The following is a 14838-nucleotide window of genomic DNA, read 5'->3' on the forward strand; positions in this document are numbered from 1 at the left end:
TACCGGATTTTTTTGTATATATTTGGTAAATGTGCATTTGAACCGGAGGTTCAGCTTTTCTTTCTACTTGTCCCTATCCGAGACGGTTGGTGCAACGCTTACAGCGGCACCGTATAAGGCTGTTTTTGCTTGTAATATACCCATTCCTTGAAGCCGATTTCTTTCAGCCGCTGAGCGACTTCTTCCCAGTCGTCGCCGACGCGTTCCGGCTTGTGGGCGTCCGAGCCGAACGTCACCTTCACGCCGTAATGATGCGCGCGCTCAAGAACGGCGTCGATCGGGTACCAGCCGCCGCAGTCTTTCGTTTTGCCGGAAGTGTTGATCTCGATAGCAATGCCGTGCGCTGCGATCGTCTGGAGCGTCCGGTCGACGGCGTCGGTCTGAATATCCGTGAAGGCAGGGTAGAAGCCGCGCATCGCATCGATATGGCCCAGAATCTGGAACATGCCGCTGCGGGCCGACTGCTCGATCAAATCGTAGTAAATTTCTTTTTGCTCGACCTTCTGCTTCTCGGTCAGTCCATTCCAGCGTTTCTTGTTGAAGATGCTCGCCCCGCCCGATAAATGCACGGACCCGATAATATAGTCGAACGGATACGGCTCGTACATTTGGCGGTACAATTGCGCATGCTCGGGGAAAAAGTCCGATTCCACGCCGAGCAGTACCTCGATGCGTCCGCTGTATTCTTCCTTCAGCTTCAGCACCTCTTCAATGTAACGGGCAAACTCGCTCTTGGCCATCGAGATCCCCGGCTGCTCGCGGTCCAGCTCGCTTGCGAAATAAGGCGAATGATCGGAGATGCCGATAACGCCGAGCCCGTGCTTGATGCCGGCTTCAATATAATCGCGGATCGTCCCGACGGCGTGACCGCATCGTTCGTGATGGGTATGTAGATCGAATTTCATTGTTCTCTCACTCCGAACCTATGAATTGGATTTCCTGCATGCCTTTCAAATCCAGCAAAAACTGATGAAGCGCCGAGCTCAGGTAGCGCCCGGATTTGTAAACCACGCCGACCGGATGGCTGATGGCCAGCTCATTGACTTTGATCATCTTGAGCGATCCGAGCCGAAGCTCGTTTTGAATCGACAGCTTGGAGATAATGGCGGCGCCGAGATTAAGCTCGACCATTCGCTTTACCTCTTCACTGCTGGAAAGCTCCATAACGACTTGAGGCGTAATGAACAGCTGTCGTAAGATTTGATCCACAAACCGCCTACCGGCGGTTTCCGGAGACAGCATAATCAGCGGCAAATCATGCAGTTTTTCAATCGGAATATGAGCGTACCTGGAAAGCGGATGGTCGGACGAAACGACAAGCTCGAACGTATCGTAGTACAGGACGGAGCTTTCAAGTGCGGGGTGCTTGTCGAACAAATACGTGATGCCGATGTCGATCGACCCGTTTTCCACGTTATGCATAATTTGCGAGGTCGTCATGGAATGAATCGTCGTTTTGATCAGAGGGAACTGATTTTGGAAGTAGGACAGCACTCGCGGCAAAATTTGAATCGCGATGGAAGTCGTCGTTCCCAGATGGATATGCCCTTGCGGCGTTTGGTTCAGGTCCGCGAGCCGCTGTTTCAAATCTTCAACCGTTTGCAGAATCGACTCCGCATGCTCAAGGAAAATCCGCCCGCTGTCGGTGAGCGTGACCGGCTGGTTACGGTCGATCAGAACGGTTTTGAATTCATCCTCAAGGCTTTTGATTTGAGCCGAAACGGCAGGCTGCGTAAGATTCAGGAGCTCGCCGGCTTTGCGGAAACTCATCGTTTTCGAGATCGTGATCAACGTTTCCAGTTGGTTCAAATTCACATACGTTCCCCCCTCTCCCCAAAAACATGGTGCCCTTGCGCCGGCCGCCGGTTCACGCTAAGCAGCAAACGAATACGGTAACGAGTTGCCAAAGTCGTTCAGACGCGCGCATGACAGACGCCAGTTACGGCGCGGCCAGACGGCCGGTCAAGCCCCGGGCTGCATAGCTCCGCAGCGCGCATGCATAGCGTATGAACATGACGGCAGTCCTTCCATTTGCGCACCGATATTCATTTTTTCGTATTTTTTCATTATATGACAATTGGGAAGAGAGGGCAAACAAAGGTATGCTGTCCGCTCTTGCCGAATGGTGAGACAAGCGATGCTTGAAGGAGTGAACTTTTTGCACCGGATCGGGCCAATAGAAGGTGTAAGACGTGTAAATGGAGGCCGGCCGAATGAAAAGTATCGATCTAAAACCTTGGCTTATCCGGATGAGCGAAGGCGATGAAGAAGCGTTTCACGTTGTGTATGCAGCGACCAGCGAGCAGGCGTACCGCACGATTTATTTCCTCCACCCGGTTCCGGCGGACGTGGACGACATTATGAGCGAGGCGTATATGGAGCTGCATCGCAGCCTGCCGTCGTACCGTCTGGAGCAGCCGTTCCAGCCTTGGTTTCACGGCCTGCTCATTCGCCAGGTGCGCAGCTGGAAACGCAAGCTGTGGCGCAGGTTCCGACTGATCGAGCGTGTACGGACGCTGCCGTCCGATTCGCCACGCCAAGCGATGGAGGAACGGCTGGGTGAGCGGCTCGAGCTGTTGTCCCTGGTAGAAACGTTGTCCCACAAGCTCAAGGAAATCATTGTGCTGCGGTATTATCACGACTATTCACTGGAGACGATCGCGCAACTGCTCAACGTGCCGCTGGGCACCGTCAAATCCAGGCATCGCTTGGCCTTGAACAAGCTGCGCAGCCAGATGAAACCGGATCACTCGAATCGGGAGGAATCGTCCTATGTCCATTGAACAACGGTTAAAGCAGCAATTGGAACGGCAAGCGCAAGCTCTGCGGCCCTCCGCCGAGCTTCACGACCGAATTTTGCAACAATACCGGAAGCAGGCTTCAGGAGGGAAGAGGGGCTGGAGGCCGGGGCGGATCGGCGTCCCCCAAGCGGCGGTGTTTGCGGTCCTTCTCGTGCTTCTGAGCGGCTTCGCTTACGCAGGCGGCAAGCTGCTGTTTGTCGAAGAACACGGCCCGCTGCGGGTCGAATACCGGACGACCGGCGACAGCTTTGCTTTGAAGCATGTTTCAACGGAAGAAGTGCAGCGTGCAACCGCCGACGTGAAGCGGCAGCTGGCTGATGGAGAGTCCGCCGTCGTCTATTTTGCCGGCCTGGAGCAGGAGGCGAATCCGTTGTACCGCGCTGTCCCGCTCATCGTCGTGAACAAGCCGGAGACGATCGCCGACCGGGCGGTTTGGGCCGATCAGTTGAAACGGCTGAAGCTGACGTCAGGCATTCCGGAGACGCTGGCGGGCGATTTCCGGTTTCTCGAAGGAGCGGCAGGCGCGCCATTCGGGGGCGCCGTGCCGGATGAAGGCATGAAGCTGCTGGATTCGCTGAAGCAGGAAAGCAAGCAGACGGGGAGCAAGTCCGTATGGAAGAAGCTGTCTGCCTCGGCGCAGCCCCCGATCGTTACGTACACAACCACGTACGTGAATGCGCAGCAGGAGAAGATGTACCTCACGGTCGAGTCTGTGGAGGGCGGCGCGACGGTGCAGGTAACGGCACCCGACTCTGCGCTCCATGAGCAGCTAAGCGTGAAGGGGAATAAAGCGCATTATTGGAACAACGATCAGTTTGTGTTCAGCGGAAGCGGCCGGTATCAGACGGTCAGCTGGACGGAAGCATCCGACGGCGGAACGCGGACGATCGGCTTGGGGAGCGATTCTCCCCTGATGACGAAGGAGCGGCTGGTCCGGGCCGCGGAAAGTCTCAACTAAGGCGGCGGGACGTGCGCCGAATGACTTGAACCGAATCAAATAAGCTGCAAAACATGGGCGCCCTCCCGGCTGAATCATCAGGCGATGGGGGGCGTTTCTTTGTCGCCCGCACGCAATGCGCTTTGAACCGTTTCCAGCAAAATGGTATGATGGTGGCAATAATATTCACGAACATACATTTGGTGAAATGGAGAGATGAGGATGACCGAACCGGAACAGGCGCTCGAAGCGTTTCATCCGCTGGTCGCGTCATGGTTCAAGGCGGCGTTCGGCCGGCCGACGGACGTCCAGGTCCGGGCATGGCAGGCGATCGGCTCGGGCAAGCATGCGCTGATCGCTGCCCCGACCGGCTCGGGGAAGACGCTGGCGGCGCTGCTGCCCTGCCTGAATGCGATCGCGGAAGCGAAGCTGGCGGCGGCGGAGCCGCAGCGCGGAGTTAAGCTGCTGTACATCACGCCGCTCAAGGCGCTTAATAACGATATTCACCACCATGCGGTCGAATTTATTCGTCAGCTGGCCGAGAAAGCGGAGGCGGAAGGCGCCGCGTGGCCGGGACTGTCGTCCGGCGTCCGCACGGGAGACACGACCCAAAGCGCGCGAGCGGCGATGGTCAGGCAGCCGCCGGACGTGCTCGTGACGACGCCGGAGTCGCTGTATATTATGCTGACGTCGATGAAAGGCCGGGACATGCTGCGCACGGTGCAATTCGCCATCGTCGATGAGATCCACGATTTGGCGGCGGACCGGCGGGGTCTGCATCTGTCCGTCACGCTGGAGCGGTTGACGGAGCTGTGCGGGCGCACTCCGCTGCGGATCGGCGTATCGGCGACGCAGAAGCCGATCGAGCGGGTAGCCGCCTTTCTTGGCGGCTTCGATGATGCCGAGGGAGAGCCGGGTGCGAGCCGGCCGCGGCATGTCGACATTATCGAGAGCCGGATGGAGAAGCGCATCCGGCTCTACGTGACGATGCCCGAGCAGACGCTGATTACAAGGGACAAGCAGGAAGCGGTATGGGGACCGTTGACGGAGCGCATTTTCAAGCTGCTGGAAGAGAGCCGTTCGGCGCTCATATTCGTCAACAACCGCAGGCTCTGCGAGCGCCTGACGTTGCGGCTCAACGAGCACGTCGGATACGAGTTCGCCCGCTCGCATCACGGCAGTGTGTCGCGCGAGCAGCGGCTTGAAGTGGAGCGGGCGCTCAAGAACGGGGAGCTGCGCTGCCTCGTGGCGACGTCGTCGCTGGAGCTCGGCATCGACGTCGGTTACATCAATCTGGTGCTGCAGATCGATTCCCCGAAGAGCGCCGCCGCGGGCATCCAGCGCATCGGCCGGGCGGGGCATGCCGTCGGCGGCGAGAGCCGCGGCGTCGTCATCGCGCGCAGCCGCGGTCAGCTCGCGGAATGCGCCGTGCTGGCGCGTGATATTGCCGGACGGCATATCGAGGAGATTGCGATTCCGCGCTATGCGCTCGACGTGCTCTGCCAGCAGACGGTTGCCATGGTTGCTGCGGAAGAATGGGACGTCTGGCGGCTGCACGCCGTGCTGGAGCGCAGCTACGGCTACAACGGCTTTTCGCGCGAGCGGTTCGAGGCGGTGCTGCGGGTGCTGTCCGGCTATTTCCCGTTCGTGCGGCCGCTTGTCGAATGGGACCGCGATACCGGACGGCTGCAGCGGCGAAGCAGCACCGCGATGGCGGCGATCATGGGCGCGGGGACGATTCCGCAAGGCAGCGCCTACCCGGTTCACCACGCGGAGAGCCGCATTCATCTGGGGGAGCTCGACGAGGAGTATATCCACGAGAGCCGCGTGGGCGACGTATTCCAGCTCGGCACAAGCTCGTGGAAAATTCAGTCGATTCGCGGCGACCGGGTATACGTTGTGGAGGCGGGCAATACGTTCAGCGAAATCCCGTTTTGGCGCGGGGAAGGTCAAGGACGCACCGTAGGCTTCTCCCTGCAGGTCGGGCGTTTCATGGCGGAGCTGGAGGCGAGAACGGCGTCGGATGCCAAGTACGCGACGCAGGAATGGCTGATGTCGGAGTATTGTATGGACGCGCATGCGGCGGACGAGCTTGTGAGCCTCATTCATGCCCAGAAAGCGGTATCGGCCGTGCCGACGCACCGCCGTATCGTGATCGAGCAGTTTCAAGACGACATGAAGCGGCAGCATCTCGTCATCCACAGCTTGTTCGGCCGAACGTTCAACCGGACGTGGCAGCTGGCGATCCAGCTCCACATCGAGAGTCGCTTGCCGTTCCGCCTGTATGCGACGGCCAAGGACAACGGCATCGAATTCATGCTGGGGGAAGGCGGCGCGGAGGGGGCGGCCCGACTGCTGCCATTGCTGCGCGAGGTGACGGCGGAGCGGCTCGAAGCGCTGCTGCGCCAGGCGGTGCCCGCTTCACCGCTGTTCGGGGCGGCGTTCCGGCGGCTGGCGGAGACGTCGCTGCTGCTCTCCCGAAGCTTCACGCGCATACCGGGGTGGAAGAAGCGGCTGCGCAGCGAGGAGCTGCTCCGCGAATCGCTGCCGTATGCCGAGCAGTTTCCGTTCATCGGCGAAGCGATGCGGCTGTGCTTGCAGGAAGAGCTGGAAATGGGCCGCGTCAAGGAGACGCTCGAGCGGCTCGAAGCGGGGGAGCTTGAGGTCGTTGTGCGGCAGAGCGGATTCCCGTCGCCGCTGGCCGCCCTCTTCACCGCCGATTTCGTCAACGTGCAGATGTACGAGTCCGATGCCGTCAGCCGGGATTTGCAGGCGCATTTGCTCGGGGTGGACCGGTCGCTGGCCGGCCGGCTGTTCGGAGAGCAGGCGATCCGGGAGCTGCTGGGCGAGGACCAAAAGGACAAGAATGAGCAAGAGGAGCAAGGGGAGCAGGCCGGAACGTCAGCCGAAGCGGGCATGCCGGCATCGGCCGACGAGCTGCTGCAGCTATTAAAGCGGCAAGGGGATATGACGGCCGGGGAAGCGGCCCAAGCGTCCGGCAACGGCGCGGATTCGGAGCTATGGCTGCGCCAGCTTGCGCGGGAAGGCCGAATTCGCAGCGTCTCATTGGCCGGCGAAGAGCGATGGATCGTCAGCGATGAAGCGGAGACGTATGCCGCGTTTCCCGGCGATCCGCTGGCGGAGCGATTCGTCCTTACCCGGTATATCGAACGGGGGATCGATTTTACGGCCGCGCAGCTGGCCGGCAGGTTCGGGCTGGAGCAGGCGAAGGTCGACTCGCTGCTGAAGGCATGGGAAGATGAGGGACGGATCGAGCCGTCCCCGAAGGATGCGGACGAGCCGGCGTGGATTAGCCGGCAGGCCGCCGCCCGGCGCATACGCAGCCGGGTGGAAGCGCTGCGGAGCGAGATGGAGCCGGTCGATCCGGTTCGCTACGGCCGCACGCTGCTGAAGCTGCAGCATGTGGAGAGCGAAGAACGGCTCGCCGGCGAGGAAGGACTTCGTCAAGTGATCGGCAGGCTGCAGGGGCTCTTCCTCCCGCTGTCCCAGTGGGAGGGCTCGGTCTTCCCGCTGCGTCTGCCGGATTACCGCAAGGAGACGCTCGACCTGCTGTGCGCCGGAGGGGAGGTCCTCTGGTTCGGCAGGAAGGAGCCGGAGGAGAAGGAAGGGCGCGTCGCCTTTTTCCTGACGGAATCGAAGGAGCTGTACGCACCGTTTGTCCGGAAGGCGGCGCAGCTCCGCGAGCAGCAAGCGGCACGGCTGCTCGAGCTGTTGGAGCGCAAGGGCGCAAGCTTCCTGTCCGCGCTCAGCCGCGAGACGGATCAGCTGCCCTCGGAGCTGACGGCGGAACTGATCGGCCTTGCGTGGGAAGGGCTCGTCTCGAACGATCAGTTCGCCCCGCTGCGGCTTAATGGGACCGCTGCAGCCTCCGGCAAAGGCGCCGGGAAGGGCGCAGCCGCCGGCCGGCCGGGCAGGGGGCGGGCTTCGGCGGCAGGCGGTTTCCAATCCGGGTTAGGCCGCTGGTACGCCGTGTCCTCGCTTGCGGACGAAGCGTACGACGCGGACGCTTCGCTGGCCGCCTGGATCCATCATCTGCTCGGCGCTTTCGGATTTGTGACCAAGGATATCGCGGCAGTGCACCTGCCGTGGTCATGGGACGATGCGTACAATACGCTCAAGCGGCTGGAGCAGTGGGGGATGCTGACGCGCGGCTTATGGGTGCGGGAGGTGCCGACGATGCAGTTCTCCACGCCGGAACTCGTCCGGCGCCTGCGCGGGCAAGGCTGGGAAGGCGGCACGTCCGCCGTGAGGCTGCTGCCGTCTACCGATCCGGCCAATCCGTTCGGCTTGTCTGCCAAATGGCCGTCCTTGCCGGAGGGCGGCATGTCGTTCGCGCGGAAAGCGGGCAACGATCTGGTGCTCCAGGACGGACGGTGGCTGCTGTGGATCGAGGGAAGCGGCAAGCGAATGTATACGATGCAGGAGATGGCAGCGGGTCATGAAGAAGGGCTGTCTGCCGAGGAATGGCTGGTGACGCTGCGCATGGTGGCGCGGGCTTATCTTCGCCAGCCAGGCGTAAGAAAGCTCGTCATCGAGACGTGGAACGGAACGCCGGTGCGGGATTCGGCCGCGGCGGAGCTGCTGCTGCGGCTCGGCGCGGAAGCGGATCGGACGAAGCTCGTGCTGTGGCCGAGCGCCGTCACATAAGAAGGACAAACACGCCCCTCGCAGCGCGAAAGGGCGTGTTTGTCAATACACCTATAGCGGACAAGCAAGAGGGCTTGCCCATTAACCCGTCACGAACGGCTGCCGATGTGGTCGGCCAGTTCCATCAAATGGCGGCATACGAGCTCCGGCGTGACGCCGGTCGCGGCGATCTGCGCCTTGTAATTATGCTCGTCGGCGAGGCCGGTGAGCACGAGCGCGGACCGGCATCCCGCATCCACGCCGCCGCGGATGTCGGTGTTCAAGTTGTCGCCTACGGCCCATATGTCCTCCGGAGGCAAGCCGAGCTTGGCGACGGCGTAACGCATGATGATCGGCGACGGTTTGCCGATGACGACCGGGGCCGTCTCGGATGCGCGCTCGATCGAGGAGGCGATCGAACCGGCGCCGGGCGTCAGCTCGCCGTTCCACGGCAGCAGATGGTCCGGGTTCGTCAGCACGAAGCGCGCGCCGCGCCGGATGAAGCGCACGGCCGTCATCAGCTTGCCGTAGCTGAACGCGCGGTCGATGCCCTGCACGACGGCGGCGGCCTGAGCCTCCGGCGGCGCGTCGTCGGCGAGCAGCGTGAAGCCGGCTTCCTGCAGCGCCTGCCGCAGTCCGCCTTCTCCGATGCAGAACACCGTCTGGCCGGACAACCCCTCGTCCGTCATGTACAGCGCCGCCGCCTGCGAGGAGGTGAATACTTCGCCCGGAGATGCAGGAATGCCCGTCTGTTTCAGGTGTGCCGCCACCTGCTCCGGCGTTCGCGAGGAGTTGTTGGTAAGAAACAAGAACGGATGCCCGTTCCGGCGAAGCCAGCCGATAAAGTCCGCGGCGTACGGAATCGGGCGGTCCCCGGAATACAGCGTCCCGTCCAAATCAAGCAAAAAACCTGGCATACTTACGTCCTCCCTTATGCGTGTGCGCTGCAGCGATGTTTCATCTGCGTCACGAATGTATCTTCATCGAATGCTTCGGTCAGAAGCTTTTCTTTACTGTACACCAAATGTTCGCGAGCTGCCAAGCAGCGGAATGCCAAGCACGGAATCGCCGCACCGGCATCGGTAACGACTGCGAAGGCCCGGCCGTGGCGCTTTAACGCGAGAACTTACTTCCTGCTGCAGAAATATGAAAAAAGCCGGTATCCTAAGATACCAGCTTGAGCTTCACGTATAGATGGATTTCGCCGTTCTCCGATTCCGCCCAGATGGAGCCTTCGTGCGACTCCACGATGCTTCTGGCGATCGCCAGGCCGAGGCCGGAGCCTCCGGAATCCGAGGTGCGCGCGGTGTCCACACGGTAAAACCGGTCGAACAGCTGCTCCAGCTCCTCGCGCGACAAGGCGTCGGCTTTGTTGCTGATCCGAATGATGACATGCCCGCGGTCTCTCGCCATCCCGACCGAAACGATGCCCGGCTTCGGACTGTATTTGACGGCGTTGCTGAGCAAATTTTCGAAGACGCGAATCATTTTATCCACATCGATGTGCACGGTATACCGTTCCTGGGGAATGCTGCGGATCATCGTGAGCTGCTGCTCCTCGCTGATCGTTACGTATTCTTCCAGCAGCTGCTCCAGCACTTCGTTGATGATGACGCCGCGCTTGTATAGCGGCACATCGTGATTGGACAGCTTCGTGTATTCGAACAAATCTTCAATGAGCGCTTTGAGCTTCTCCGATTTATTGTAGGCGATGCTTACATAGGAGGCGGCCTGCTCCGGCGATTCGTAGTTTTTGTCGTGCAGCAGCCGCAAATAGCCCATAATCAAGGTGAGCGGGGTCCGCAAATCATGCGACACGTTGGTGATCAGCTCGTTCTTGACCCGTTCCGCCCGGCGTTCCTCCTCGATTTTTTGCTGCAAATCTTCGACCATCATATTCATGTTTTTGGCCAGCGAGCCGAGCTCGTCCCGCGACCGTTCCGCAACCCGGTAATCGAGATTGCCCGTAGCAATGATGCGCAATCCGGAGGCAAGCTCTTCGACATAGCGCATTTTCTTTTGGGTCAAGTAGTAGAACAGGAAAATAAAGACGGCCAGCGCGCCCAAATACGATAGAGGGCTATCTTCTTTCGTATAGCTGATATCCGGCTGCGGAATGCCCGAAACGATTAAGTATGATTTCTGATTGTTGTAAGTAACGGGATAAAAGCTGGAGAATTCCGTCCGCGAGCTTTGGTCGCGCGCTTCCATAGCGTTGCGGATGACGTTATGCACGTCGACGTACGTTTCCGGCGCATTATCGCTGCGGAATATGACCCGGCCTTCCAGATCGGTAATGACGATTTTGTACTTCTCGTTCGTCGTCAACCGCTTGACCAGGTTCAGAAATTCCCGCTTGCGATCTTCCTCCTGCTGACGCTTGCGCTGCTCGGCCTGCGGGTTTGTGCTGCCCGTTTGCGGCGCATTCGGCACTCCCGGAGCTGGCGGCGCATTCGGAGCGACGGCTCCGGGAGTGGTCTGCTGGGCTGCGCTGCTGCCTTGCGCCGGCGTCCCGGCGCTGCTCTGCGACGATCCGGCATACGAGGTCTGCCCTGCTTCCACGGCCCGCGCTTCCGGCACCCCATCCTCTTCCTCAAAGTGCCGGTTCCGCGGCTCGAGTATTTCAACCAGATTGCGGGCCTCGTTGTCGATACGGTTCATGCCGTTCGTGTAGTCGATCACCGTCGATTTATTGATTTGGCCGAAGAGCGGGGAGGTGATCCCGTAGAACAGCATAGACGCGAACAGACATAACGCAAATGTGATCATCAACTGCAGGCGAATGCTGCGTTCCACTTGCGCGCGGGCCATATGAAACAAATCCTGGATGAACAGCAGAAGGCTGCGCAGCAGATTGAATGGAAACCATGTGAACGGAAACCGTTCCAGCACCGGCTTGCGCACTTTAGGCACTTTGGGTACTTTCACCTTTTTACTCAACTTTATATCCCACTCCCCAGACGGTTTTAATAAACTTCGGTTTGCGCGGATGTTCTTCGATTTTTTCGCGAATTTTGCGGATGTGAACCATCACGGTGTTGTCCGCGTCGAAGTACGCCTCTTTCCACACCGTCTCGTATATTTTCTCGATGCTCCATACCATGCCGCGGTTGCGGGCCAGCAGCTCCAGTATGGCGAACTCCCTCGGCGTCAGCTTCACGTCGCGGCCGTCGACCTTGACTTCGTGTGTGGCCGTGTTGATCGTCAGTTCGTCGATTTCAATTTCGTTTTCCTTGTTCGGCTGGGGTACGTTCAGTCTCGTATACCGCCGCAGCTGCGACTTGATGCGCGCGATCAGCTCCAGCGGGTTGAACGGCTTGCTCACGTAATCGTCCGCGCCCGAGCTGAGCCCGAGAATTTTGTCCATATCCTGGCTTTTGGCGGACAGCATAATGATAGGCATATTTTTTTGTTCTCGTATTTTCATGCACGCCTCGATTCCGTCCATTTTTGGCATCATAATATCCAGCACGATCAGGTCGACATGTTCTTTTTGCAGCATGCTGAGCGCTTCCAGACCATTGCCGGCCCGCAGCAGGCGATAGCCTTCGTTTTTCAAGTAGATTTCCAGAAGATCGATAATCTCTTTCTCGTCATCGACCAAAAGCACCGTTTGCTCGGCCATTGGCGCTCCCTCCATTCTTGCGATTTGAATCCGTAACTCAGGCACGATATCATTCCGGAAACCGTCTGACAACGGAACTGCTTTGCTTAGTATAGCCCCAATATCTTAACGGATGAATAGCGCAAATCTTAAAACATTCTTAATACGCCCTTTTCCACGGCATCCTTCCTAAAAAACGCACTTCATAGATTAATATACAAGCAACTCGCGCGCATCTTCATACAATGATGGCATGAAAGGAGGTGATTCGCGATGCTGAAAGCGACGATCTCTCAAGTATTTCCGCGGCTCACCCTGTTTCGGGAAGAGAATTACAGAGGGCGCCGGTTCATCTGGCGCGGCAATGTAGGTCTGCGGAACCTGGAAAGACGGTACGACGACATTGAAAGCTTGCGCTTTTTCTCGCCGAGCGCGAATGCGACGCTTGTGCTGTTCTCGCGTCCGCGGTTTCAAGGCAGATTCCGCATTTTCCGGGGAAGCGTCAATATTGCCGATCTGGACGATATTATTGCAGGGAGCGATCCGGAATCATTGATCATTTCGAGCTCCCGCCTGACGCTGGCTCAGATCCGGACGATCCAACGCACCGGCGTATTGCCGCCAGGCTTCAGAACGATCTGATCCGTACCGGACGCAGAGCGTGAACCGCCTCTACGAAGCCATACGAAAGCGCACCTTCGGTCTATGCTCCGGCGAGAACCTCGGCGATCGCCCCGGCACGGCTGAAGGTGCGATTTTTATGACGAATGCCGTTCGTACAGACACCGATCCGCAGCCCTCGGAATACACAAGAAATAGATTGTAGTCCTGAATCACGAATGATATATAAGCGTTCCTTATGGGAACGTTCAATAAAATTGATGCTATGCACTCGTCTCATGGGCGAGCTTGCGGCAGGGAGGAAATTGAAATGGATTGGAAAGAAACGATGGAAAAAGCGCTGCAGGAAGCGGCCTGGCCGTCCGTCCAGCAGCTCAAGTCGGCGATTGAAACGCTCAACCTGTCGGTGGAGAAGGTGGCCGGCGCGATTGCGAATCCGGGCAGTTTGCCTTACGGCCGCACGTCGCTGTACCGTACCCCCGAAACGGAAGCCGTGCTCATTCATTTGCCGCAGGGGCGTGAAACGTACATCCACGACCACGGCTATTCGATCGGCTGCGCCAAGGTGCTGGAAGGCACAATCGCCAACCGGATATACCGGCTGGATGCTTACGGTTATCCGGTGTACGCGGGGGAGACGATAATCGAGCCGGGGAGCTTTTATTCCTCGCCCAAAGGTCAAATTCATCAGCTGCGCAACGTCGGTTACGGCCGGGCGGTATCGTTCCATTTGTACGCGCCGGCACTGAGCGGGGGGAAAAATTACTATCCCTACGAGCAGGTGCTTGATTTTGTCATTTGACGCATGGTTCCGTTGGAACGATGTTGGGGCAGTCCATAAAATTTTGCGAGCGGCGCAACTTCTTTCCCTGTTCCTGCGTCCATTTCTAAAAAAAGGAAGGAACTCTGTGCGTTATGCTGAAAAAGTGGGTTTTGCCCGTTATGGCGGCTGTCCTTGCCCTATGCTCCGGCTGCAGCGAGCCGGCCGCCCGGTCCACGCTGGCCGAGCGGAGCTATAAGGCGTCGGAGCTGGACTCCCGCATCGTTCAGGCGAGCAACGCTTTCGGCTTGCGGCTGCACCAGGCAACGGTTGCGGCCAAGCCGGACGCCAACGTGTTTGTGTCGCCGGCGAGCGTATCGATGGCGCTGACGATGGCATACAACGGGGCCGCCGATTCGACGCGGGAAGCGATGGCCAAGGCGCTCGAGCTGCAGGGACTGCCGATCGACGATATTAACCGGGCAGGCAAAGTGTGGAGAGACTTGCTGGAGCACCAGGGGGCCGGGGTGCAGCTTACGATCGCGAATTCCATCTGGACGCGAAAAGGGAAGCCGCTGCTGGAAGGATTTCTGCAAAAAAACCGCGAGTATTACGGCGCGGAAGTGATTCCGATCGACTTCGCGAGTTCGCGTGCGGCCGGCACGATCAACAGCTGGGTTAAGAAGCATACGAACGGCAAGATCGAGCGCATCGTAGACGATCGTCCCGACGGGCAGACCATGCTGATGCTGGTGAACGCCATCTGGTTTAAAGGGCAATGGACGCGGCCTTTCAACGAATCGGCTACGGCTCCGGGGAGCTTCTTCACGTCGCCCGGCGCTTCCCGGCAAGTACCGATGATGGTGCAGTCCGGCAGCTTCGAATATATGCAGGAGGCCGGATTTCAAGCGGTTCGGCTGCCGTACGGGGACGAACGAAACATGGCGATGCTGCTCTTTTTGCCGGAAGAGGGGACAGGTCTGGACGGCCTTCAATCGAAGCTGTGGACCGACGCGGAGCTGTGGAACCGGCCGTTTCCGACGCAGCAGGGCGTGCTGGAGCTCCCCCGGTTCAAGCTGGAATACGGAGGGCGTTTGAACGAAACGCTGCAAGCGCTGGGCATGGGCGAAGCGTTCGATCCGCAGAAGGCGGATTTCTCCGGGATGGCGCCCGTACCGCCCCGCCTTGCGATCAACGAAGTGATACATAAGACATACGTGGACGTCAATGAGAGAGGGACGGAAGCGGCCGCCGTCACGTCCGTCGGCATGGCTGGATCGGCACCGCCGAAAAATGTATTCAAGATGACGGTGAACCGGCCCTTCGTCATGGCAATTCAGGACCGGGAAACAGGCAGCTTGCTGTTTCTTGGCACCGTCCGCGATCCGGTCTCCTGAATCGGGCAAAGGCGCAGAAGGGGGCGCGCTGGAACTTATGAAAAAAATGGAAAAATAATCTTGTCATACCT

The 14838-nt window shown here is 59.1% G+C and carries 11 protein-coding genes; 6 read left to right on the forward strand and 5 right to left on the reverse strand.

What is annotated here, in order from left to right; all coding sequences use genetic code 11:
* Positions 1 to 98: 98 nt before the first annotated feature.
* Both KXG62_RS09965 and KXG62_RS09970 read right to left on the reverse strand, forming a co-directional pair.
* Positions 99 to 905 (reverse strand): histidinol-phosphatase, encoded by an 807-nt coding sequence (locus tag KXG62_RS09965; protein ID WP_218091791.1) that lies wholly within the window; start codon positions 903 to 905, stop codon positions 99 to 101.
* Positions 906 to 912: 7 nt separating this feature from the next.
* Positions 913 to 1815: a LysR family transcriptional regulator gene (locus KXG62_RS09970; protein ID WP_218091792.1), complete on the reverse strand. Its 903-nt coding sequence runs from the start codon at positions 1813 to 1815 to the stop codon at positions 913 to 915.
* A 398-nt stretch (positions 1816 to 2213) separates the two neighbouring features.
* Here KXG62_RS09970 and KXG62_RS09975 point away from each other — a divergent pair, with 398 nt between their 5' ends.
* The 3 genes from KXG62_RS09975 to KXG62_RS09985 all read left to right on the forward strand — a co-directional run bounded on the left by KXG62_RS09975 (position 2214) and on the right by KXG62_RS09985 (position 8406).
* Positions 2214 to 2783, forward strand: a complete 570-nt coding sequence (locus tag KXG62_RS09975) for a sigma-70 family RNA polymerase sigma factor (RefSeq protein ID WP_218091793.1) — start codon at positions 2214 to 2216, stop codon at positions 2781 to 2783.
* Complete coding sequence (locus KXG62_RS09980) at positions 2773 to 3759, forward strand: hypothetical protein (RefSeq protein WP_218091794.1); 987 nt, start codon at positions 2773 to 2775, stop codon at positions 3757 to 3759. The genes KXG62_RS09975 and KXG62_RS09980 overlap by 11 nt, the downstream gene beginning before the upstream one ends.
* A 201-nt stretch (positions 3760 to 3960) precedes the next feature.
* Entirely contained in the window at positions 3961 to 8406 is a 4446-nt protein-coding gene (locus KXG62_RS09985) for a DEAD/DEAH box helicase (protein WP_218091795.1), read from the forward strand.
* Between the two features lie 89 nt (positions 8407 to 8495).
* Here the strand turns inward: KXG62_RS09985 and KXG62_RS09990 are convergent, their stop codons facing one another.
* The 3 genes from KXG62_RS09990 to KXG62_RS10000 form a co-directional block, all read right to left on the reverse strand.
* Entirely contained in the window at positions 8496 to 9302 is an 807-nt protein-coding gene (locus KXG62_RS09990; RefSeq protein ID WP_218091796.1) for an HAD-IIA family hydrolase, read from the reverse strand.
* Between the two features lie 247 nt (positions 9303 to 9549).
* Positions 9550 to 11325, reverse strand: coding sequence for a sensor histidine kinase (locus KXG62_RS09995; protein ID WP_218091797.1), 1776 nt, complete (start codon positions 11323 to 11325; stop codon positions 9550 to 9552).
* Positions 11318 to 12010: a response regulator transcription factor gene (locus KXG62_RS10000; RefSeq protein WP_218091798.1), complete on the reverse strand. Its 693-nt coding sequence runs from the start codon at positions 12008 to 12010 to the stop codon at positions 11318 to 11320. The genes KXG62_RS09995 and KXG62_RS10000 overlap by 8 nt, the downstream gene beginning before the upstream one ends.
* Before the next feature lie 252 nt (positions 12011 to 12262).
* Between KXG62_RS10000 and KXG62_RS10005 the strand changes: the two genes are divergently transcribed.
* The 3 genes from KXG62_RS10005 to KXG62_RS10015 all read left to right on the forward strand — a co-directional run bounded on the left by KXG62_RS10005 (position 12263) and on the right by KXG62_RS10015 (position 14767).
* On the forward strand, positions 12263 to 12631 hold the full coding sequence (locus KXG62_RS10005) for a hypothetical protein (RefSeq protein ID WP_218091799.1): 369 nt from the start codon (positions 12263 to 12265) through the stop codon (positions 12629 to 12631).
* A 289-nt stretch (positions 12632 to 12920) separates the two neighbouring features.
* Positions 12921 to 13412, forward strand: coding sequence for a cysteine dioxygenase (locus tag KXG62_RS10010; protein ID WP_218091800.1), 492 nt, complete (start codon positions 12921 to 12923; stop codon positions 13410 to 13412).
* A 113-nt stretch (positions 13413 to 13525) separates the two neighbouring features.
* Complete coding sequence (locus KXG62_RS10015) at positions 13526 to 14767, forward strand: serpin family protein (RefSeq protein WP_218091801.1); 1242 nt, start codon at positions 13526 to 13528, stop codon at positions 14765 to 14767.
* Positions 14768 to 14838 lie beyond the last annotated feature (71 nt).

It is taken from the genome of Paenibacillus solanacearum (assembly GCF_910593845.1).
Lineage (GTDB): Bacteria > Bacillota > Bacilli > Paenibacillales > NBRC-103111 > Paenibacillus_G > Paenibacillus_G solanacearum.